The organism is Virgibacillus indicus (assembly GCF_002266285.1).
Classification (GTDB): domain Bacteria; phylum Bacillota; class Bacilli; order Bacillales; family Amphibacillaceae; genus Virgibacillus_K; species Virgibacillus_K indicus.
Genome location: NZ_NPMS01000001.1, coordinates 197,208 through 219,680 on the forward strand (window position 1 = coordinate 197,208; position 22,473 = coordinate 219,680).

Sequence of the window (22,473 nt, forward strand, 5' to 3'; positions counted from 1 at the left end):
ATGGCAGAGAAATTAGTTTTGATTGATGGAAACAGTATTATTTACCGTGCATTTTTTGCACTTCCACTATTGAACAATGATAAGGGAGTATACACGAACGCAGTGTATGGATTTACCACTATGCTGATGCGGATATTGGAGGAAGAAAAGCCAACACACATGCTGGTTGCTTTTGATGCGGGAAAAACGACGTTCCGGCACAAAACGTACAAGGAATACAAAGGCGGACGTCAAAAGACACCACCTGAATTATCTGAACAATTTCCGTTAATGAAAGAACTGCTAGATGCTTTCCAGATCAAGCATTACCAATTGGAACAATATGAGGCGGATGACATTATCGGAACCCTTTCAGCGCAGGGGAATAAAAACAAATGGGATGTAACCGTAATTTCAGGTGATAAGGATTTATTGCAGCTTGTATCTGATCAGGTATCTGTCAGTCTCACTAAAAAAGGAATCAGTGAGGTGGAAAAATATACACCGGATTATATGAAAAACAAGATGGAGATTTCTCCTGAACAGATTATTGACTTAAAAGCACTGATGGGAGATAAATCTGATAATATCCCGGGTGTGCCAGGTGTCGGTGAGAAAACAGCCACAAAATTACTTAAGGAATTTGAAACGCTTGAAGAGGTATACAACCATATAGATGAAGTCAGCGGGAAAAAGCTGAAAGAAAACCTGGTCGCACATAAAGATGACGCATTTATGAGTAAGGACCTTGTTACAATAAATTGTGATTCACCAATTGAAGTAGCTGCGGATGAACTCACCTACGATGGCTACCAGCCAGCAAATGTCAGTGCAGCTTTCAAGGATCTTGGATTTCAATCATTATTAAGTCGTGTAGAAGGGGAATCACTGGAAAGCGAAGACAGCAAAGCTGAAATGAAGGAAATCGAATTTACACTGCTGGATCAAGTGAAAGAAGAGATTTTTACAGGAAAAGAAGCACTGGTCGTGGAAATGATTAGTGAAAATTACCATACTGGGGAAATAAATGGGTTTGGAATTGCAAATGAGGAAAATAAATATTTTATCCCAAAAAATGTTGCACTCAACTCAGATGTCTTTAAAAAATGGGCAGAAGACTCCAGTAAATTGAAATATGTTTTTGATGCGAAAAAAACGCTTGTAGCGTTACTAAGAAATAATATTCATATTAAAGGCATAACCTTTGATATGCTGCTTACATCCTATCTGCTTAACCCATCTGAAAATAATCATGACATTCCAGCAATTGGAAACAGATATGGTATGACGGATGTTTTATTTGATGAGGAAGTGTATGGAAAAGGGGCTAAATTGAAGGCGCCTGAATTGGACATGTTAGCTGAACATGTTGTCAGGAAAACAAGAACATTATTTTCTCTGAAGGATGAAATGGAAGAGGAACTGAAGAAAAATGAGCAATATGAATTATGCAAAGAGCTGGAAATGCCGCTTGCACTTATATTAGGAGAAATGGAACATCAAGGTGTTCTGGTTGATGTGAATCGCCTGACAGAAATGGGTGACGACTTGAAAGAACGCCTGAAAGAGCTTGAAAATGAAATTTATGAGCTTGCAGGGGAAGAATTTAATGTTAATTCACCAAAACAATTGGGCCCTATTCTATTTGAGAAACTAAAGCTTCCAGTTATTAAAAAAACAAAAACAGGCTATTCTACAGCTGCTGATGTACTCGAAAAACTGGAAGGGGAACATGAAATTATTCCGAAGCTGCTGATATACAGACAATTAGGCAAATTGCAGTCTACTTATATTGTAGGTTTATTAAAAGTTGTCAATAATGATACAAGCAAAATTCATACTACCTTTAACCAGGCGTTGACACAAACGGGCAGATTAAGCTCAATCGAACCAAACCTGCAAAATATTCCTATTCGTCTGGAAGAAGGAAGGAAAATTCGCCAGGCTTTTGTCCCTGCAAATAAAGACTGGATCATGTTTGCAGCAGACTATTCGCAGATTGAATTGCGGGTATTGGCACATATTGCAGGAGATGAGAAGTTAATTTCTGCATTTAATAATGACTTGGATATTCATACGCAGACAGCGATGGATGTTTTTCATGTAAATGAAGATGAAGTCACTGCCAATATGCGTCGCCAGGCAAAGGCTGTCAACTTTGGAATTGTGTATGGGATCAGTGACTATGGTCTTTCACAAAATTTAGGGATTACCCGTAAAGAGGCCAAACAATTCATTGACCGTTATTTTGAAAGTTATCCAGGGGTCAAAACCTATATGGAGGATATTGTTCAGGAAGCGAAGCATAAGGGATACGTCAGCACGTTGATGAAACGAAGAAGATATTTGCCTGAAATAACTAGCAGGAACTTTAATTTACGAAGTTTTGCTGAGCGAACTGCAATGAATACACCGATACAAGGCAGTGCTGCCGATATCATTAAGAAAGCAATGATTGATCTGGATGGAAAACTAAAAGAAGAGAAATTAAAAGCACGTATGCTTCTGCAGGTACATGATGAATTGATACTAGAAGCACCAAAAGGAGAAATTGATAAATTAAAAGAAATAGTTCCAGCAATGATGGAAGGGACTTTCGATTTAACCGTTCCATTAAAGGTTGATTATGCCTTTGGAGACAGCTGGTTTGATGCAAAATAAGGAGAATGGGAAGACATGCCGGAATTACCAGAAGTAGAAACAATCAAGAATACATTAAAGCAATTTATTATGAATAAAACAATTAAAGAAGCAGACATATACTGGCCGAAGATTATAAAAATGCCTGACGATATAGAGCAATTTAAAGTAATGATCACAGGACAGAAAATCAATGATCTTAGTCGAAGAGGAAAGTTCCTGCTGTTTTATTTAGATGATTATGTTTTAATTTCTCATTTACGCATGGAAGGAAAATACAGTGTTCATAAAACAGATGAACCGGTTAAAAAGCATACCCATGTTATTTTCAGGTTTACTGATGGGGAAGAGCTGCGCTACAATGACGTGCGTAAATTTGGAACGATGCATTTATATAATAAAGGGGAAGAATTTATTAATAAACCGTTAACCCTGCTTGGGCCGGATCCTTTCGATGAAACTTTTACCTTTGATTACTTTTATCAAAAACTTAAAAAAACTGATCGCTTTATTAAATCTGCCCTGCTTGATCAAACAATTGTAACAGGTCTTGGAAATATCTATGTTGATGAAACATTATACAAAGCTGGGGTTCACCCATTGAAGCGCTCCAGCAAACTTACAAAAAAAGAAGTGTACCGCATTCAGGAACAGGCAATTGCAACATTGGAAGCAGCAGTAAAGCAGGGAGGCACCACGATCCGCTCTTACGTAAACAGTCAAGGAGATATGGGAATGTTCCAGCAGGAGCTGTTTGTATATGGCCAGGAAAATAAAGCATGCAAACAATGCGGAAGCCCAATTGTAAAATTGAAAGTCGGCGGACGTGGTACACATGTATGTACAACTTGTCAAAAAAACTAAGAGGTGACAGAAATGGCATTGGTTATAGGACTGACAGGAAGCATCGCAAGTGGAAAAAGTACTGTTTCCCTCATGTTTGATGATTTTAATATACCAGTTATTGATGCAGATAAAATTTCACGGGAGGTTGTTAACCCCGGGGAGAAAGCTTATAATCAAATTATTGAAGCATTTGGGGACGAGATTCTGCTTGATGATAAGACACTTGACCGTAAAAAGCTTGGTGCCATTATCTTTACTAATGAGCTAAAACGAAAAACGTTAAATGAAATTGTCCATCCTGCGGTAAGAGAAAAAATGCTTGAGCGAAGAGATGAATATATTGAAGCAGGTGCCAGCAGTGTGGTTCTTGATATTCCTTTATTATTTGAAAGCAAGCTAACCCATTTTGTTGATAGAACAGTAGTTGTATATGTAGATGAAACAGTGCAGCTGAACCGTTTAATGGAACGTGATGGCTATACGGAGGAAGAAGCAAGACAGCGGATTAACTCCCAACTAACCGTTAAGGAAAAAGCAAATATGGCTGATGCAGTCATTGATAATAATGGAAGCAAATATGAATCTTTTCAGCAGCTGGAGAAATTATTAAAAGAATGGAAAGTGATCTAAAATTTAATAAGACCTGGATTCAGACAATTAATTGTTTGAATCCAGGTCTTATTTTATTATCTTTTCGCAAAGTATTGTTGCTATTGATGTAAACTGCGAATTACTTGAAATTACGGTTGGGCGACCGCTGCGGAAATACACTACGCTTTCCGTGGGCGGCTGATGAGCCTCCTCGAGCTGTCGCTCTGCGGGGTCTCATCTAGGCCTCTGCTCCCACAGGAGTCTCCGCGTATTTCCTTCGCTGAGGATCTGGTTAGTGCCAATGAACAGCATTAGTAATAATATACAAAGCATCTAACCACCTCACCAGTTCGGGTGAGCGGAGGGCGGTGACTCCTGCGGGAAAAGCACGAGTCCGAAGACCCCGCAGAGTGGTTTTCTCGAGGAGGCTGAGGCCGTGCCCGCGGAAAGCATCCGCCCGGAGCGATCCCGGACGGCGATTATAGCAGATGCTAAGTAATTCGCAGTCTATAGATATTGTGTCAATAACAACAACTCCTTTTGACAGGACGATCAGCACATAGTCTCAATTCTCCTTGGAGGGGCAAACCGATGGTATTAACTCAACTTTTTAATAAACAGCCTTAATTTATAAATATGATAAAAATAAGAGCACATTTCTTTTTAAATGTGCTATACTAATTAATATAAAAATAAAATGAGTATAACATATATAGGAGGATTACAAATGAATAAGACTAGAATTGCTATTAATGGTTTTGGCCGGATTGGGAGAATGGTATTCCGTCAGGCTGCCCGAGATAATCAATTAGAGGTTGTTGCAATTAATGCAAGTTATCCTCCAGAAACACTTGCACACTTAATTAAATATGATAGCGTACATGGAATTTTTAACGGCGAAGTGAAGGCACTTGAAGATGGATTGGAAGTAAATAATAAAAAAGTAGTCATTGTAAATTCCAGAGAACCAGAAAAGCTGCCATGGAAGGAATATGGAATCGATGTAGTTGTTGAGGCAACAGGCAAGTTTAAAACAAAAGAAACTGCTGGTCTGCATTTGAAGGCTGGGGCGAAAAAAGTAGTAATTACAGCTCCAGGGAAACAGATTGATAAAACGATTGTGATGGGAGTAAATGAAAAAGAATATCATCCGGAAAAAGATGATGTTATTTCAAATGCTTCCTGTACAACAAATTGTTTGGCACCAGTTGTAAAAGTATTGGATGATAACTTTTCAATTAAAAATGGATTGATGACAACCGTTCATGCATTCACAAATGATCAAAAAAACCTGGATAACCCGCATAAGGATCTGCGCCGTGCGAGAGGGTGCACCCAGTCCATCATCCCGACATCAACCGGTGCTGCAAAAGCACTGGGTGAAGTATTGCCACATTTGAATGGGAAATTGCATGGAATGGCATTACGGGTGCCGACACCAAATGTTTCTTTGGTAGATCTGGTAGTCGATGTAGAAAAATCTGTAACCATTGAAGAAATTAATCGCACCTTCAAAGAGGCAGCTGAAAAAGAAATGAAGGGAATTATCCAATATAGTGAAGAACCTCTTGTGTCCATCGATTACACAACAACCGAGTTTTCATCAATTATCGATGGATTATCCACTATTGTAATGGAGGATAACAAAATCAAAGTAATCGCATGGTATGATAATGAATGGGGCTATTCCAAACGTGTTATCGACTTAACAAAATACGTTGGACATTACCTGCATCAGAAACAGGCAAAAATTTCATAATGCAATTATTTTAAACTAGTAATAATTGAACAAGCACATGTATCCTTCCTAAAAGAATATGGATACAGGTGCTTGTTTTTGTTTTAGCTGATTGATCAGCCTCAAAGACGCAGCTTCATTCCATGTATTTGCAATAGAGGATTTAGTCAAAACATGTTAGAATAGAACTATTATACATAGAAACTGAATTCATGTGGGGTGCAGAAAATGTCGTTACGCAATACACTATCAAAATATTTTAATAATCACTCAGAATCAAGGGAAGAACATTGGGACCAATCACTCCAAACTCATTATTATAAGACAACCAAAGAAAAAGGGATGCAAATGCTTGAGAATCTTTTTAACAGTTCTCAAAGCTATGAAATTAACTCAATTTCCAAAGAACATGGTGAAATAAGTGTAATTGTAAAGAAGGGCAGGAAGGCATTTATCGTTGCTACTGTAATTATGGTCCGGCCATACCAGACAGCAATTGATTTCTCCGTTACTACGGAGTCTGTATTGCCATTTGATTTTGGTTACAGCTTTAAGTTAATTCAGAAATTATATGAGCAGACAGATAAAGAATTACCAATCATCAGAAAAGCGTAAATGTACAGATTGAAATAACTGAATGGGGTTGAACGATGGTGAGATGTTCAAATTGCCAAAGTAAAAGTACAAAAGTGCTTGACTCACGGCCGATTGAAGAAGGCAGATCAATCCGCAGAAGAAGAGAATGTGAGGAATGCGGATTTCGTTTTACAACATTTGAACGGATTGAAGAAGTTCCTTTAATTGTTGTAAAGAAAGATGGCGCAAGACAGGAATATAGCAGAGAGAAGCTAATTCGCGGACTTATAAAAGCCTGTGAAAAACGTCCAGTTCCACTGGAGAAAATTGAATTAATTGCACTTGAAGTTGAAAAAGAACTGCGCAATACTGGTGTATCAGAAATAGACAGTAAAGAAATTGGTGAAATGGTAATGGACAGGCTATCCAAAGTGGATGAAGTTGCCTATGTCCGTTTTGCTTCTGTATATCGCCAGTTTAAAGACATCAGTGTCTTTCTTGATGAACTGAAAGACTTGATAAATACAGATAAGAAAAATTGAGTAAGTGAATTTGAAAGGGTTAGATGAAATGAATTATATCGGGAAAATTTTGCCTATTGAAGGATATTATGTTTTTTTAAAAGAATCAATGCCAATAGATTATGCAAAATCTTTAACCCATTTATACCAGCCACTAATTGGATTAAATGCGGTAATGTTATATCAGACATTGCTTCATGAGCTGGAACTCCAGCATGATAAAACACCACAAACCCATCACACGTTAATGAATTACCTTAATTTGCCTCTGGATGAAATTTATCAGGCCAGATTGAAGCTTGAAGGAATCGGATTATTAAAAACCTATGACAAAAAGGCAGATCGAAGCAGCTTTTATACGTATGTACTGCAAATCCCTTTTGCACCTGGTGATTTTTTTAGGGATGCAATGCTTTCCCAGCTTCTTTACCATCATCTTGGGGAGGATAAATTTAACGTATTAAAGAAACATTACAGTAAGGCGGAGGAAGAGCTCGGGATAGAGGTAACTGCTGCTTTTACCGATGTTTTTCAAACGTTTCAGCCTTCTGCTGCAAGTAGTATGAATAGTAACATTACACAGCAGGGTCCAGTTTCAGAAGAAGCCGGAATTGATTTCACCTGGATGGAGCATATGCTGAAACAGCGAATGATTCCAGTAAAGAAAGTGTTAACAGCGCCTAACCGCAAATTAATTAAACAGATGATGGTTTTATATGATTTAGCAGCATATGAAATTGAAAAATCTGTATTATGGGCACTAACACCAGACAATGTACTGGCTGCAGAAGAATTTAAAGCTGCTTGTCACGATCTTTTTAAATCAAAACATAATGAATCAGCAATTAAGTTATCGGATATATCCACCAAAGAACAAAAACAGCCAATAAATTCACAGCCGGCAACAAAAGAAGAACAGCTGATTTTTGAATTGGAAAACATGTCACCAAAACAACTGCTGGAAGATTTATCCGGTGGAAACCAGGCTTCAGGTCAGGATATGAAAGTAATACAGGAAGTAATGACATCTCAAGGTTTGCCTTCCCCTGTGATGAATGTACTGATCCATTATGTGCTGCTGCAATCTAATATGAAGCTTTCCAAGGCCTATTTGGAGAAAATAGCGAGTCATTGGTCACGTGCAAATTTGAAGACAGCAAAGGAAGCTATGGCATTTGCACTAAAAGAAAAAGAAAGATATCAGAAAGGAACAGCCACCAGGCAAAACTACCGAAAACAGACTTCAAAAGAAATAGTTCCGGATTGGTTTAAAGAAAGAAAACAAAAACAGCAAAAGCCAACAGCGAAACAAACAGGAACTGATCAAAAAGAGCAGGAAGAAATTGCTGCATTATTACGTCAGTTTTCCAGTAAAAAATAAAACAGCTGTAAGGATGATTTAAATGGAACCAGTGCAATCCGAATTAAAGAAATGGATGCAGGAAAATAGTAATTTTCAGGAAAACTATAAAAAGATAAAGCATGAGATTTTAAACGATCCAGAAATAAAGGAATTTTTATCACTTTATCCACAATTGCCTCAAAAAGAGATTGAAAAAAATCTGATAAAGCTCTATGAATATAAAACACAATCCAAGCAGTGTGACAGGTGCTCATCACTAAATGGTTGCAAAAATATGCTGCCAGGATATTCACCTGTATTACATGTTGAAAATAATGAAATTCACCTTTCCTATGAAAAATGCCACACATTGATTGCACATGAGAAGCAGAGAGAACAGGAAAAGCTGATTAAGAGTTTATACATGCCAAAGGAAATTCTGGAAGCTACGATTGATGAGTTGCAGCATGATGAGTCCGAAAGAAACAATGCCATTCGTGAATTAACTCAGTTTATGGGAGAGGCGCAATCAAGAATGCCCGCAAAAGGTATCTATTTCCATGGACCTTTTGGTGTTGGCAAAACCTATTTTCTAGGTGCACTGGCCAATAAACTAAAGGAATTTAATATTTCATCAACATTAATCTATATGCCGGAGTTTGTTCGCGAAATTAAAGCTTCCTTTAAGGATGATTCTATTAATGAAAAAATAGACTATTTCAAGAAAGCTGATGTTTTAATGCTTGATGATATAGGTGCAGAACTGCAGTCTGCTTGGTTTCGTGACGAAATTTTAGGATCCATCCTTCAATACCGAATGATGGAAAGATTACCTGTTTTTTTCACATCAAACTACGATTTGGAACAGTTGGAGGGACAGCTGGCATCTACCCGTTCAGGGATTGAAACAGTAAAAGCTGGCAGAATCATTGAAAGGATAAAACAGGTAAGCAAGGAAGTTCCTATTTATGGTGAGAACAGAAGACAGTGATAGTTAAGAAGCAATCATGGTAGAACTCCTGCTGTGGTTGCTTTTGTTTTTACTAGTTTTATTGGTTTATACATTTTTTAATGCCTTTGTCCATATAATGTAACAGTTTGGTCTTGGATGAGGGTGATGTTTATTGCTGGAGGTATATTTTGAATCTGATAAAGAAGTAATTAGTTTTTGTGAACAGGTATTCCGATATAATAAGCAAATTGAATTGCATTGGAAAACGCATGAAGACTTTGGGAATCATTTACAGTTTGAGGAACTGTTCCAATCAAATGAGCTTGTGGAAACGATAGCTAAATCAATGGTCGATGTGTTTATGACACACCGTCTCGGGGGGATGATACGACATATAATAGAGGATTTTTATTATTATACAAACAGGGATGAGATGGAACGCATTCTGGATATTACCCACTGGATTTTCACGGGGGAGGATGATGACAGTTTACTGGTGCGGAATAATAAGGATCCCCTGCAATTGCTGCATTCATTATTTGTCTCCAATATAAAAAACACAACAGTCATTCACTTTGATTCTATCGTTAAATTTCGTTTAAAAGTGTTCAGAGACCAGCTTATCCATTATGTCGGGCTGGCAATTGATGAATTTAAACGGGAGGAGGATCATCAGGAGTTTGTTAATCTGCTTCGTGAATATATTTCCAAAAAAGAACCAAGCTATAATATAATTCATATTTTACAAGGCAGAACTTTTTCTTTTTTTAAGCAAAATGGCAAGAAATTCACCAGATTGGAACTCCGGATGCTGATGCAAAAGGAACCACTGTATATTGTTGGTTTGGATGAAAATGAATGGAATCTGGCACCATTAATTGCAATGGCACCGAGTAAGATAAAAATCTATGGTGATTATCCTTCAGAACCTAAAACACTGACAGTTATAAATGTGTTTCAGGAAAAAGTTGATTTTGAGCCATTCAACAGTTTTCCATTTCCGCATTCTATTAAAAAAGAGCTGAATTAAACTTGATTTTATTAAATGCAGGGTCTATAATACAGATTATATATTATTTTCACACATAAAAGGTTAGGATAAGGATATGATTTGCTGGTATTGCACTGATTAGAGAAGGAGGACATTGGCTGAAAGCTTCCGCTGTGCAGACAACGAATTACCACCTTTGAACCCTGCTGTTGAAATCATAAGTAGACAGCGGCGCATCATCTGCGTTACAGATTAATGAAGCCACAGGAAATTCTGTGGGAATCAGGGTGGAACCACGACGTTTCAAACGCTCGTCCCTTTGCAGTAATGCAGAGAGATGAGCGTTTTTTAATTTTAAAGGAGTGAATTTCATGGCAGCAGAAATTTCGATTACATTCCCGGATGGAGCAGTAAAACAATTTCCTAAAGGGACAACAGGAGAAGAAATAGCAGGATCTATATCATCTGGACTGAAAAAACAAGCCCTGGCAATTAAGCTTGATGGAAAACAAGTCGATTTAAGACGCGAATTAACGGATAGTGGAGAAATTGAAATCATCACGTATAAAAATCAGGAAGGCATTGAGATTATGCGTCACTCCACAGCACATTTAATGGCGCAAGCAGTTAAACGCCTTTATAAAGACGTTAAATTTGGTGTAGGACCAATCATTGAAGAAGGTTTTTATTATGATATGGATATGGAGCATAAGATCACTCCAGAAGACCTTCCGAAAATAGAAAAAGAAATGAAGCGTATAGTTGATGAGGCGCTTGAAATTAAACGGATTGAAGTATCACGCAGCGAAGCAAAAGAAATGTTTCGCGAAATTGGAGATGATTTGAAGCTGGAATTGATTGATGCAATTCCTGAAGATGAACAGGTAACCATCTATCAGCAAGGTGAATTTTTCGACCTGTGCCGTGGAATACATGTACCTTCAACTAACAAAATTAAAGCCTTTAAACTATTGAGTATTTCCGGGGCATATTGGCGCGGGGACAGCAATAACCAGCAGCTGCAGCGCATCTATGGAACAGCTTTCGAAAAACAATCACAGGTTGATGATTACCTGAAGCTTTTGGAAGAACGAAAGGAACGTGATCATCGAAAGCTCGGTAAAGAATTGGATATCTTTACTGTTAATCAGGAGGTTGGACAGGGCTTGCCGCTTTGGCTGCCAAAGGGTGCTACAATACGCCGTCAAATTGAACGCTATATTGTAGATATTGAAGAACGTCTCGGCTATGATCATGTGTATACACCAGTATTGGCAAATGTGGATCTTTACAAGACAAGTGGTCACTGGGATCATTACCAGGATGATATGTTCCCTACCATGCAAATGGACAATGAAGAGCTTGTATTGCGTCCAATGAACTGTCCACACCATATGATGGTTTTTAAAAACCAGTTATGGAGCTATCGCAGCTTGCCTGTACGAATTGCTGAACTTGGTACAATGCACCGTTATGAAATGAGCGGGGCACTTGCCGGACTGCAGCGAGTAAGGGCAATGACGTTAAACGATGCGCACATTTTTGCAAGACCTGACCAGTTGAAAGAAGAATTCATTCGGGTTGTAGAACTTGTACAAAGGGTTTATAAAGACTTCGGAATTGATGATTATTATTTCCGGCTTTCTTACCGTGATCCTGAGGATAAAGAAAAATATATTGACAATGATGAAATGTGGGAAAAGGCTCAGAGCACCCTGAAGGAAACAATGGACGAATTGAATCTTGACTACGTAGAAGCAGTAGGGGAAGCCGCTTTTTACGGGCCAAAATTGGATGTGCAGGTAAAAACAGCATTAGGCAAGGATGAAACACTTTCTACAGTCCAGCTTGATTATCAACTCCCTGAAAAATTTGACCTGACCTACATCGGTGAAGACGGTAAAGAACATCGCCCTGTTGTTATCCATCGTGGTGTTGTTTCAACAATGGAACGTTTTGTTGCATTCCTGATTGAAGAATATAAAGGAGCCTTTCCAACATGGCTTGCACCAGTTCAGGTAAAAGTAATACCTGTATCTCCACAAGTACATTTGGATTACGCCAATGAAGTTGCTGATAAATTAAGACTTCAGGGGGTTCGTGTTTCTATAGATGAGCGTGATGAAAAAATCGGCTATAAAATCCGGGAAGCACAAACACAGAAAATACCATTTGCTTTAGTTCTTGGTGATAATGAAATTGAAGCAGGTGCAGTAAATGTTCGCCGCTATGGTGAAAAACAATCAGAAACAATTAGCTATGATGATTTTGCAGCGCTAATAAATAAAGAAATTAGCGAGAAAACATTGCGTAAATAATTATTCCAGCCAGGTATTCGTACCTGGCTTTTCCTTTTCAGTTTAAAAGAAATATGATATAGTTAACGAAGTAATGCATATCTATTGTTATTTTGATTTGACAAAGTAGATTATGCATGGTATTCTTTATAGGTTGAATTAAAAATTTAATGATCTGAGACAAGTAGAAGCACCCGCTTCTCACCTGATCGACGCAAAATGCAGTTGACTGGTTCCGAACTCTTTTGATAGATAGACTATTGGAGACGTGTGGGTGCATAATTGTACCGACACTTTTTTAATGAATAAAAATTTACTTGTCAATAAGGATCAGTAAGACTCAAAATATTTTGGAGGTGGCTGGCTATTAGCAAAGATATGAATGTTAATGAAAAGATTCGTGCCAGAGAGGTACGTCTTATCGACTCAAATGGTGATCAGCTTGGTGTGAAATCACGTCAGGAAGCATTGGAAATAGCACAAACCAGAAACCTGGATTTAGTGCTGGTTGCTCCAAATGCAAAACCGCCGGTATGTCGTATCATGGACTATGGTAAATACCGTTTTGAGCAGCAAAAGAAAGAGAAAGAAGCTCGTAAAAAACAAAAGGTTATCAATGTAAAAGAAGTTCGTTTTACTCCGGGAATTGGCGACCATGATTATGAAACAAAATTAAAGAACGCCAAAAAATTCCTTGAAAAAGGCGATAAAGTAAAAGCTGCAGTTCGTTTCCGCGGACGTGCTATTACGCATAAGGAGCTTGGCCGTGAAGTACTTGATCGCATGGCTGAAGATGTAAAAGATGTTGCAACGGTTGAAACCAAACCGAAAATGGAAGGCCGCAATATGTTTATGATGCTTGCTCCAATCAACGAAAAACAATAAACAGTTTTAAGCAGATATTACGAGGAGGAAATAACTATGCCTAAAATGAAAACCCACAAAGGTTCTCAAAAACGTTTCAAAAAAACAGGTTCTGGAAAACTAAAACGCGCACATGCTTATACAAGCCACATGTTTGCGAATAAATCTCAAAAACAAAAACGCAAGCTTCGTAAAGGCGCATTAGTTTCTGCAGGAGACTATAGACGCATTAAGCAAATGCTTCCGAATAAATAATAAAATAAATGATTTTGATTGGAATATAGGAGGGAATTAATATGCCACGTGTAAAAGGTGGAACAGTAACGCGTAAACGTCGTAAACGCGTCCTTAAACTAGCAAAAGGGTATTATGGTTCGAAAAGAACGTTATTTAAAACAGCAAAACAGCAAGTAATGAAATCAGGTCAGTATGCTTATCGTGACCGCAGACAGAAAAAACGTGATTTCCGTAAACTTTGGATCACTCGTATTAATGCAGCTGCTCGCTTGAATAATCTTTCATACAGCAAACTAATGCATGGATTAAAAGTAGCAGGAATCGAAGTTAACCGTAAAATGCTGTCAGATCTTGCTATCAATGACGAAAAAGCTTTTGCTCAATTAGCAGAAAAAGCTAAAGATGCTTTAAAATAAACTTAAAAGGCCAAATCCTGATTATGCTTGGATTTGGCCTTTTTATATCAATAAGGAGCAGGTACCAATGAATGATTTAAATACAGTTTTACCATACATATTAGGTGTGAATGTGATCGTGTTTATTTTAATGGGTATTGACAAACGAAAAGCAGTTAAACATCAATACCGGATCCCAGAACGAACATTTTGGCTGCTCGCTTTTATCGGTGGAGCTGCCGGAGCACTGATTGGAATGAAAGTATTTCGTCATAAAACAAAACACCGTTCTTTTACGATAGGGATGCCTTTACTTATTATTGTTAATGCTGTTATCCTTGCGTACTTTTTCTATTCCTTGTCATAAAGGCTCGTCTGTTGTCATATACATGTACTAGGCGGTAGAGTGCAGACAGAACCAACAAAAGCGCAAGCGCCCGTTTAGCGACGTACGGACTGGACTGAGCCGTAGGAGATATAGGAAACACGACGACCCGTAGGAAGTCGATGTTGACTTATCGTACGAAGGTGAGGGAAGTCTCGCTAGTCGCTGGGCGCTGGAGCTGGACTTTGCTGTTTATGTCAAAGAATTAATTGCTGCCAATTTTATACTCTATTATCTTGTGAAAAAGGAGGTAGATTAGTGGATCAACTTGGGACTTATATAATGGCTTTCATTGAAACAGGCGGCTTGTTTGCGCCAATTCTGTTCATTAGTTTTCATTTGCTCCGGCCATTGTTTTTCTTGCCTGTCGTCTTTATATGTATTTCAGGTGGGATATTGTTTGGTCCTGTTGCGGGAACACTTTATTCATTGATTGGCATCACATTATCAAGTGTGATCTTCTATTTTATTATAAAATGGATGCCGGGAACGTTTGAAAAGCTGGTACGGGTAAAACAAAAAATGATAGGAAAACATTCGGAACTGACCACACCGCAAATTACACTGCTTCGCCTGATCCCATTTATCCATTTTCATCTGTTATCATTATGTTTAATTGAAATCTCCACAAACTTCAGGGATTATACGAAATCATCTTTATTATCCAATATTCCTTTAGCATTTGTTTATACTTCCATAGGCGGCTGGATATCGAATTTAACCCCATTATATATCTTCGCATTTCTAATCACTTTACTGCCACTCATTTATGTATTAAGACGGAAAGAGATCATCATTAAATGGCGGGACTTTTTCCAAGTAAGTACATGAATTTAAACACTCATCTGCTCATGTCCAGATGAGTGTTTTTTAATCTATTTTTGTTATTAATAGCTTATTTATCGGATGCTTCCAGTCAATCTTTGCATGTGGATAACGCAGCAGAATTTCACTCTCAAGGAAGTATAAATCATCACGTGTAAGGCCGTTCAGTTCGATTGGATTATCAACCTTTACATGAATATCAACAACTTCAAAGGAATCCTCGGTTGTGCCTACATATTTCTCCCCCTCAAATAGACATCCTTTGTATACAAATCGGACATTTTTTTTACTGTTATCCAGTTCATCCAGAAAATAAAATTCTTTTGCTGCTTTTGCAATTCGAAGCCGTCTCTCCGGATTAAGGATATATTGAAACCATGTATAGAGAAGAAGTACCAATGCAATAAGTATAAGTACACGGAATAATATCAAGATCATAGCTAACCGTCTCCTTAGCAATTTGTTGTTCCCTTTTTATACGAAGTTCAACCCTGATTGGTTTCACATTTCTTATTATTTCGTGATACAATCGAAAAAAAGAGAAAAGAGGGCAAATAATTGAACTGGGATAAACTTTTTTCAATGCAGAAACAATTAGATGGCTATATACAATCAAAGCATCATTTAAAAGAAACGGATATTTTTCAGGCGAAAATTCTGGCATTGCTTGTAGAATTAGGCGAACTTGCCAATGAAACGAGATGCTTTAAATTCTGGAGTACGAAACCAAGGAATGAAAAAACTGTTATTCTGGAAGAATATGTTGATGGGGTTCATTTTATTTTATCACTTGGAATTGATAAAGAATATCTGTATGAGGACAAAGCTTTGGAAACCGTGATAACTACTGAAACAGAGCAGTTTAATCACGTATTTGAAGCGGCTGTTGCTTTTAAAGGGGATCCTTCAAAATTAAACTATGAAACGTTATTTACAAATTATCTGCAGCTTGGAAAGCTTTTGGGCTTCAGTGAAGCTGATATTCAGGCAGCCTATATGAAAAAGAATGAAATTAATTATGAAAGACAAATTCAAGGCTATTAATTAATAGGGTTTCAATTAATTTGTTATTTAACAGAAAAAAGTTATAATTGGAATGGTATAGAAAAAGGAGGATATTCATACATATGGCAAAACTTGATGAAACACTTACAATGTTAAAGGACCTGACAGATGCAAACGGGATACCAGGCAATGAAAAAGAACCTCGTGAAGTAATGGAAAAATATATTACTCCATATGCAGATGAAATTTTTACTGACAATCTGGGAAGCTTAATTGCGAAGAAGACGGGAAAAGAAGGTGGACCAAAAATTATGGTTGCCGGACACCTTGATGAAATCGGCTTTATGGTAACACGCATCGATGATAAAGGGTTTGTCTATTTTCAGACAGTTGGTGGCTGGTGGAGCCAGGTTATGCTCGCACAGCGTGTAACGATTATGAGCAATAAAGGTAATGTAACCGGAGTCATTGGTTCTAAACCACCACATATCCTATCTGCAGAAGCACGCAAGAAGCCAGTAGACATAAAAGATATGTTTATTGATATTGGTGCTTCAAGTAAAGAAGAGGCTTTGGAGTTTGGAGTGAAGCCTGGTGATTCTGTAGTTCCGTATTTCGAATTTACACAGCTTAAAAATGAAAAAATGCTGCTGGCAAAAGCGTGGGACAACCGTATTGGTCTCGCTATTGCCATTGAGGTACTGAAACAGCTTAAGGATCAGGATCACCCGAATATCGTATACGGTGTTGGTACAATTCAGGAAGAAGTCGGATTGCGCGGTGCAAAAACTTCTGCAAATATGATTGAGCCGGATATCGGTTTTGGAGTTGATGTTGGCATCGCGGGGGATACTCCAGGAATATCTGACCATGAAGCGGACAGCAAATTAGGAAAAGGACCGCAAATTATTCTCTATGATGCATCAATGGTTTCACATAAAGGTGTACGTGATTTCATTGTGAAAACTGCTGATGAGAATAACATTCCTTATCAATATTCATCCATAGCTGGCGGCGGAACAGACTCGGGCTCCATTCACCTGACAGCAAATGGTGTACCATCACTATCTATTACAATCGCAACACGCTATATTCACTCACATGCAGCTATCCTGCATCGTGATGACTTCGAAAATGCAGTTAAATTAATTGTAGAGGCAATTAAAAAACTGGACAGTGAAACAGTAAATGAAATTGTATTAGGATAATTATCGAAAAGACCGGCAGCCTTTATTGAGGCTGCCGGTCTTTTTTAGTGGTTGTTTTATAAATGGCTGCTCATTTGTACTTGAAAGCAAAAGTGAAATGAGGTTGTAATGTGTACTTGATTGCAGATGAATTTAAAAGTATAAATGTCTTAATTGACAAATAAAAAAATTAATGATACATTTATACTGAATTAAAGATAATGTAATTAAAAATAAACATTATAGTAAATATATAATTCAATTTGGAGGTTTTTACTAGTGAATGGATTAAAGGGAATGCACCATGTAACAGCAATTACAAGCAGTGCGGAGAAGAATTATGAGTTTTTCACCTATGTGCTGGGTATGCGGTTAGTAAAGAAAACAGTAAACCAGGATGATATTCAAACATATCATTTATTTTTTGCAGATGATAAAGGAAGCCCCGGAACGGACATGACCTTTTTTGACTTTCCAGGCATACCAAAAGGGGTACATGGAACCAATGAAATTTCCAAAACATCGTTCCGGGTTCCAAGTGATGCAGCTATTGATTATTGGCTGAAACGTTTTGATCGTCTGGAAGTGAAACATACTGGCATTAAAGAGCAATTTGGTAAAAAGACACTTTCTTTTGTTGATTTTGATGATCAGCAGTATCAGCTCATCTCAGATGAAAATAATGAAGGTGTTGCTGCAGGAACTCCATGGCAGGACGGTCCAATACCTTTAGAATATGCAATTACTGGGCTTGGTCCTATTTTTGTCCGAATAGCTAACTTTGATTATTTTAAAGAAATGATGGAAAAGGTCTTACAATTTAAAGAGATAGACCGTGAAGGTGACTCCCATCTATTTGAAGTTGGTGGAGGAGGAAATGGTGCACAGGCAGTCGTGGAATTTAATACTTCACTTCCATTGGCACGACAAGGCTATGGCACAGTTCATCATTCCGCATTCCGTGTTGAAGATCGTTCTGTGCTGGACGAGTGGGATAAGCATATGCGCCGTTTTGGTTTTCAAACATCAGGCTTTGTGGAACGTCACTTCTTTGGCTCTCTATATTGTAATGTTGCTCCGCAAATATTATTTGAATTTGCAACAGACGGACCAGGTTTTATGGGTGATGAGCCTTATGAAACACTTGGTGAAAAATTATCTTTGCCACCATTCCTTGAGCCGAAACGGGATGAAATTGAAAAAATGGTACGTCCAATTGATACGGTGAGAAGTACAAAGGAATTAAAAAAAGAGTAGGGAAGAAAGATATGCAAAAGCAAACTGTTTTCCAGTAGGAATTGTATCTTCCTGTTTATAGAATGTAACGTAAAAAATGCACTCCAAGTTTTTCGGGAGTGCATTTTTTTAAATTAAATATGAATTCATTACTTTTTTAACATAATTCTGGGTTTCAGTAAATGGCGGGATCCCTTGATGTTTATCCACATTTCCAGGTCCTGCATTATATGCTGCCAGTGCTAATTCCAGATTTCCATTATAGCGATTAAGCATTTGGCTCAAATACTTCGTTCCACCTTCGATATTCTGTTTGGAATCAAATAGATTAGTTACACCCAGGCCTCTGGCTGTTGCAGGCATTAATTGCATTAATCCCCCGGCACCTGCACTGCTTCGGGCATTCTGATTATAGTTGGATTCCGTTTTAATTACTGCATGGATAAGTTTTTCATCAATACCATATTTGTTGGCGGATTCACTTATATATCCATCAAACTGTGCTGCACCAGCAGCACTTCCAGTAACAGCTGAAGTTAATACAGGGGATGTAACTGAATATGTACTGTCAAAATTATTTTTGTTCGGTTGCCTGTCTGCTGCTTGAAGTGTGGAAGCATTATTTATTTTTTCCTGAAGTAATTGTTTGAATACTAAGTCAGCCATTGGAGAATGGTTTGAAAGTGTACTGTTATTCGATGTCATTAAAGACATTGCCTGGTATTGTATCATTTGCTGTAAATTACGTATTTCCATTTGGAATCCCCCTTAAATCATACATTCTTATTTTACTGAGAGTCCCCTAATAAATCAATACCCTCAGAAAGAAATGACATCTTTCCCCATATCCATCAACAGGTTTTTGTAAAAGGGATCATCGCCAATACAGATGACCCGATCACATAAATTGTTGATCTCATCCATATCATGAGAGGTATAGATAATGAGTTTTTTCTGATGGAATGCTTGTCTTTTTAAATAGTTCCCAATTTCTTTTCGGGATTTCAGATCAATTCCAACAGTAGGTTCATCAAGTAACAGAAGCTCTGGGTCGTGAATCAGACTGATAGCCAGATTAAGTTTGCGTTTCATTCCCCCGGATAATCTTTTGACTGGTTCCCCCCACTTATTTAGCTCCATGTCCAGGCACAGTTGTTTTAATTCGCTCTTATCTTTTCTTCTCCAGGCTAATTTTTCAAAGAAGATCATGTTTTCCTCTACGGTGAATTCATCCCAAATTGCAATATCCTGTGGCACAAAGCCGATTTGCTTTCGGATATCTTTTCTGTCTTTTTCATAAGTCAGCTCATTTAAAGAAATGTTGCCATCTGACGGTTTTTGAATGGTTGCTAAAATATTTAAAAGCGTAGATTTTCCTGCGCCATTTTCGCCGACTAGACCAATAATTTCTCCTTGTCTGACAGAGAAGGATATTGATTGCAAAATAGGCTTTTTCCCGAATTTTTTGGATAAGTTATTAATGTGAAGCATCGGATTTCTCCTTTCTGACATACCATAAAGCAAAAATAAATAGTAATACCGCTAACCATAAACTGCTGTTTCTTCCTGAGAGAAAAGCATCCAGTGGATTAACATATTCCAGCCATTGAAATCTTTGGGTTAATCCTTCAATAGGTATAACTGCACCACTTAGAATTCCAAAGAATAGCGTCAATGCAAAGGATGCACTGTAAAATAAATAGATATTGTTAAAGCACAATGCCAGTAAAAAAGCACCTGCATTTAGCATTAGACGGTAGGTGAGCAGTACCCAAATGTTCATGGCAAAAGGTTCATTTAAAAATAAATTAAAGGAAATTACTGCAGCCAGATCAAATAAGAATAATAAAATGGTATAGAGCAATGTATTCAACACAAAATAATTTTTATAGGAAAAACGTATAAAGGTAAAACGCGGTATGAGACTTTTTCTGTTTTCCCTGATTACCCAGTCAAATAAAAGAAGTGTACTTAAAATACTGAAAACAGCCCATAATCCCCAGGTGTTCAAGATGGTTATCTCATTTTCCTCGTCTTCTTTGGCTGAGTCTGCAAAGGTAAACGTGGTGTGGAGCAGGCTTTCTTCCGCCTCAACTTCTTTGCTTTTAGTTACCACTTCTTCCCAGCTCCATTGCTGATCAGGACTATAATTGTCGCTTAGTGCTTTGACTGTGTGTGCTGCCTTGGACCTGCCAGTATCCTGCTGAACATATGAAATAATCATTTCTGAAACTGGAGTATAGGCAAAGGATAAGTCCGATTTATAGCTTGTTACTAAACGGTTTCTGCTGCCTTTCCTTACATTATCTTCATAGCCTTCTTTAATTACAAAAGCACTGTCCAATTCATGCTGTTCCAATTTCAGCTTCGCATCTTCTTCAGTAGTTTCATAGACTCGTATAAATGGTGTTTGTTTAATCGAAGCAGCCAGATCTTTAGCGAATTGTGTATTTTCTTCAACAACAAGTCCTACTGGCACCTTACTGTCTGCTTGAATCGCATTTGCTGCTTGAATGAGCAAAATCACTGCAATAATTGGCAGGAGCAGCCAGAATAATAATGGAAAAACTTGCTTCCTCCAGTGAATAAGACGCGTCTTTAGAACATTCATCATTCCTGAACACGCTCCTTCCATATCGAATTTCCAAGAAACAGAAATAATCCAGCAAGACACATGATTGTCAATGGATAATAGTCGGCAAATAACCGATTATTCAGGATTACTTCATTTATCCAGTAAAACGTTTCATAGGAAAAACTGTAGGGCAAAAATTGCTGTATTTTCACAGGGAAATAGATAACAGGTATAATAGCACCACTTAACAATAGAATGAGTCCAGTTACTAAGGTTTGTCCAAGCAGGCGGAATCTCTGCGAAGGAATAATAACCTCTATAATTGCCAATACAAGAGTAAAAGCAATGCTGTATAACAATAATAGCAATGCTATTCTTAAATAGTTCTCAATATTGATATTCCAGTCAAATAGTTGTATTAGAATAATAAGAGATACTGCAGCCAGCAAAAATGTGACCAGTAAGGAAACAATCATTCTTGCAGTAATTTGCTGTCTTTCAGTAACTCCATAAAGCCTCATTCTCTGTTTCATTCTTCGAGAATCTTCCTTGCTTAGAAAATTATAAAGTCCGAGCAGCCAGATTGTTACGATAATAAACCAGCTTCCTATCCCATAATACTGAAGAGGGGAGGAGGTTGCATCATTTCTAATCTCCTGTTCATTAATTATTTTATCCTTCCCGATTGTATAGAAAAGAAATTCCTTAAACTGCTCGAATAATAGATCATTGCGTAACTCATCATCAATATTCAGCTTCTTGGCATAGTAGTTGATCGTTAATATATTTGCCTGTGATGCACTGATATGTCTAGTTATACTTTCAAGCATCTCTTTTACTAAATAACTGTCCATCGATTTATTGGGATTTGCGATGATTGGAAGTTCAACCGATTCTCCCTGATATAAATTATTCGTAAAGTTTTGCGGGAAAATTATGTATGAAGTTAACTCGTCCTTGTTAATGGCCTGTATCGCTTCGTCTTCATTCATTTTATTTATTTGCAAAAATGAACCAAGCTGTGATGATTGATCAATTAACTCAACCACTAGTTGCGTTTCTTCTGACTGATCATTATCTACCAGCCCAATACGTAATGGCTCGTTCTCATCCGGTGAAATGAAGCTGACAATTAAAACTGCAACAAGCCCAACAATAAAAATAGGGAAAAGCAAAAGAAGAGGAAGTGATATCCACTTCCTCCTAAGCTGCAGAAAATTATTTTTAATAAATAAAAGTAAGTGTTTTACGAAATGCATACAGGCACTTCCATTTCATTTATGTTTAGTTA

23 protein-coding genes and 1 other annotated feature are annotated in these 22,473 nt (G+C 37.7%); of the genes, 18 read left to right on the plus strand and 5 right to left on the minus strand.

The window, feature by feature from the left end:
* From polA to CIL03_RS01075, 15 genes are all read left to right on the plus strand, one after another.
* On the plus strand, window positions 1-2,640 hold the full coding sequence (polA, locus tag CIL03_RS01005) for a DNA polymerase I (RefSeq protein WP_094883351.1): 2,640 nt from the start codon (window positions 1-3) through the stop codon (window positions 2,638-2,640).
* A 15-nt stretch (window positions 2,641-2,655) separates the two neighbouring features.
* Window positions 2,656-3,483, plus strand: a complete 828-nt coding sequence (gene mutM, locus CIL03_RS01010; RefSeq protein WP_094883352.1) for a DNA-formamidopyrimidine glycosylase — start codon at window positions 2,656-2,658, stop codon at window positions 3,481-3,483.
* 12 nt (window positions 3,484-3,495) lie between these two features.
* Entirely contained in the window at window positions 3,496-4,095 is a 600-nt protein-coding gene (gene coaE / locus CIL03_RS01015) for a dephospho-CoA kinase (protein ID WP_094883353.1), read from the plus strand.
* 688 nt (window positions 4,096-4,783) lie between these two features.
* A complete protein-coding gene (locus CIL03_RS01020; protein WP_094883354.1) occupies window positions 4,784-5,815 on the plus strand; it encodes a glyceraldehyde-3-phosphate dehydrogenase in 1,032 nt (343 codons plus the stop codon).
* Between the two features lie 207 nt (window positions 5,816-6,022).
* Window positions 6,023-6,409, plus strand: coding sequence for a cytosolic protein (locus CIL03_RS01025; protein WP_094883355.1), 387 nt, complete (start codon window positions 6,023-6,025; stop codon window positions 6,407-6,409).
* 38 nt (window positions 6,410-6,447) lie between these two features.
* Window positions 6,448-6,912 (plus strand): transcriptional regulator NrdR, encoded by a 465-nt coding sequence (gene nrdR / locus CIL03_RS01030; protein WP_094884405.1) that lies wholly within the window; start codon window positions 6,448-6,450, stop codon window positions 6,910-6,912.
* Between the two features lie 28 nt (window positions 6,913-6,940).
* Window positions 6,941-8,272: a replication initiation and membrane attachment family protein gene (locus CIL03_RS01035; RefSeq protein ID WP_094883356.1), complete on the plus strand. Its 1,332-nt coding sequence runs from the start codon at window positions 6,941-6,943 to the stop codon at window positions 8,270-8,272.
* A 22-nt stretch (window positions 8,273-8,294) separates the two neighbouring features.
* Window positions 8,295-9,224 carry a primosomal protein DnaI gene (gene dnaI, locus CIL03_RS01040; protein ID WP_094883357.1) on the plus strand — a complete coding sequence of 310 codons (930 nt, stop codon included), beginning with the start codon at window positions 8,295-8,297 and terminating at the stop codon, window positions 9,222-9,224.
* A gap of 133 nt (window positions 9,225-9,357) precedes the next feature.
* Window positions 9,358-10,215 carry a putative sporulation protein YtxC gene (ytxC, locus tag CIL03_RS01045; RefSeq protein WP_094883358.1) on the plus strand — a complete coding sequence of 286 codons (858 nt, stop codon included), beginning with the start codon at window positions 9,358-9,360 and terminating at the stop codon, window positions 10,213-10,215.
* A gap of 332 nt (window positions 10,216-10,547) precedes the next feature.
* Window positions 10,548-12,494: a threonine--tRNA ligase gene (gene thrS / locus CIL03_RS01050; protein ID WP_094883359.1), complete on the plus strand. Its 1,947-nt coding sequence runs from the start codon at window positions 10,548-10,550 to the stop codon at window positions 12,492-12,494.
* A gap of 155 nt (window positions 12,495-12,649) precedes the next feature.
* Window positions 12,650-12,779 (plus strand) — a sequence feature (ribosomal protein L20 leader region).
* 72 nt (window positions 12,780-12,851) lie between these two features.
* Window positions 12,852-13,358: a translation initiation factor IF-3 gene (infC, locus tag CIL03_RS01055; protein WP_108721230.1), complete on the plus strand. Its 507-nt coding sequence runs from the start codon at window positions 12,852-12,854 to the stop codon at window positions 13,356-13,358.
* A 36-nt stretch (window positions 13,359-13,394) separates the two neighbouring features.
* Window positions 13,395-13,592: a 50S ribosomal protein L35 gene (rpmI, locus tag CIL03_RS01060; protein WP_094883361.1), complete on the plus strand. Its 198-nt coding sequence runs from the start codon at window positions 13,395-13,397 to the stop codon at window positions 13,590-13,592.
* 41 nt (window positions 13,593-13,633) lie between these two features.
* A complete protein-coding gene (rplT, locus tag CIL03_RS01065; protein WP_094883362.1) occupies window positions 13,634-13,990 on the plus strand; it encodes a 50S ribosomal protein L20 in 357 nt (118 codons plus the stop codon).
* Window positions 13,991-14,057: 67 nt separating this feature from the next.
* Window positions 14,058-14,336 carry a DUF1294 domain-containing protein gene (locus CIL03_RS01070; RefSeq protein ID WP_094883363.1) on the plus strand — a complete coding sequence of 93 codons (279 nt, stop codon included), beginning with the start codon at window positions 14,058-14,060 and terminating at the stop codon, window positions 14,334-14,336.
* 300 nt (window positions 14,337-14,636) lie between these two features.
* Window positions 14,637-15,185 carry a TVP38/TMEM64 family protein gene (locus CIL03_RS01075; RefSeq protein ID WP_420855379.1) on the plus strand — a complete coding sequence of 183 codons (549 nt, stop codon included), beginning with the start codon at window positions 14,637-14,639 and terminating at the stop codon, window positions 15,183-15,185.
* 39 nt (window positions 15,186-15,224) lie between these two features.
* Here CIL03_RS01075 and CIL03_RS01080 read toward each other — a convergent pair whose 3' ends face one another.
* Entirely contained in the window at window positions 15,225-15,617 is a 393-nt protein-coding gene (locus CIL03_RS01080; RefSeq protein ID WP_094883365.1) for a sigma-w pathway protein ysdB, read from the minus strand.
* Between the two features lie 120 nt (window positions 15,618-15,737).
* On the opposite strand from CIL03_RS01080, the gene CIL03_RS01085 reads away from it, so the two are divergent.
* The 3 genes from CIL03_RS01085 to CIL03_RS01095 all read left to right on the plus strand — a co-directional run bounded on the left by CIL03_RS01085 (window position 15,738) and on the right by CIL03_RS01095 (window position 18,628).
* Complete coding sequence (locus tag CIL03_RS01085) at window positions 15,738-16,223, plus strand: dUTP diphosphatase (RefSeq protein WP_094883366.1); 486 nt, start codon at window positions 15,738-15,740, stop codon at window positions 16,221-16,223.
* Between the two features lie 83 nt (window positions 16,224-16,306).
* Window positions 16,307-17,392, plus strand: coding sequence for a M42 family metallopeptidase (locus tag CIL03_RS01090; protein WP_094883367.1), 1,086 nt, complete (start codon window positions 16,307-16,309; stop codon window positions 17,390-17,392).
* Window positions 17,393-17,650: 258 nt separating this feature from the next.
* Window positions 17,651-18,628, plus strand: coding sequence for a ring-cleaving dioxygenase (locus CIL03_RS01095; RefSeq protein ID WP_094883368.1), 978 nt, complete (start codon window positions 17,651-17,653; stop codon window positions 18,626-18,628).
* Between the two features lie 108 nt (window positions 18,629-18,736).
* Here the strand turns inward: CIL03_RS01095 and CIL03_RS01100 are convergent, their stop codons facing one another.
* The 4 genes from CIL03_RS01100 to CIL03_RS01115 all read right to left on the minus strand — a co-directional run bounded on the left by CIL03_RS01100 (window position 18,737) and on the right by CIL03_RS01115 (window position 22,441).
* The gene (locus tag CIL03_RS01100) at window positions 18,737-19,363 is read right to left on the minus strand and encodes a lytic transglycosylase domain-containing protein (RefSeq protein ID WP_094883369.1); all 627 of its coding nucleotides are present in this window, start codon (window positions 19,361-19,363) and stop codon (window positions 18,737-18,739) included.
* A 63-nt stretch (window positions 19,364-19,426) separates the two neighbouring features.
* Window positions 19,427-20,098 (minus strand): ABC transporter ATP-binding protein, encoded by a 672-nt coding sequence (locus tag CIL03_RS01105; protein WP_094883370.1) that lies wholly within the window; start codon window positions 20,096-20,098, stop codon window positions 19,427-19,429.
* Window positions 20,085-21,221 (minus strand): ABC transporter permease, encoded by a 1,137-nt coding sequence (locus tag CIL03_RS01110; protein WP_165767875.1) that lies wholly within the window; start codon window positions 21,219-21,221, stop codon window positions 20,085-20,087. The genes CIL03_RS01105 and CIL03_RS01110 overlap by 14 nt, the downstream gene beginning before the upstream one ends.
* Window positions 21,218-22,441 carry an ABC transporter permease gene (locus tag CIL03_RS01115; protein WP_094883372.1) on the minus strand — a complete coding sequence of 408 codons (1,224 nt, stop codon included), beginning with the start codon at window positions 22,439-22,441 and terminating at the stop codon, window positions 21,218-21,220. The genes CIL03_RS01110 and CIL03_RS01115 overlap by 4 nt, the downstream gene beginning before the upstream one ends.
* Between the last annotated feature and the right edge of the window lie 32 nt (window positions 22,442-22,473).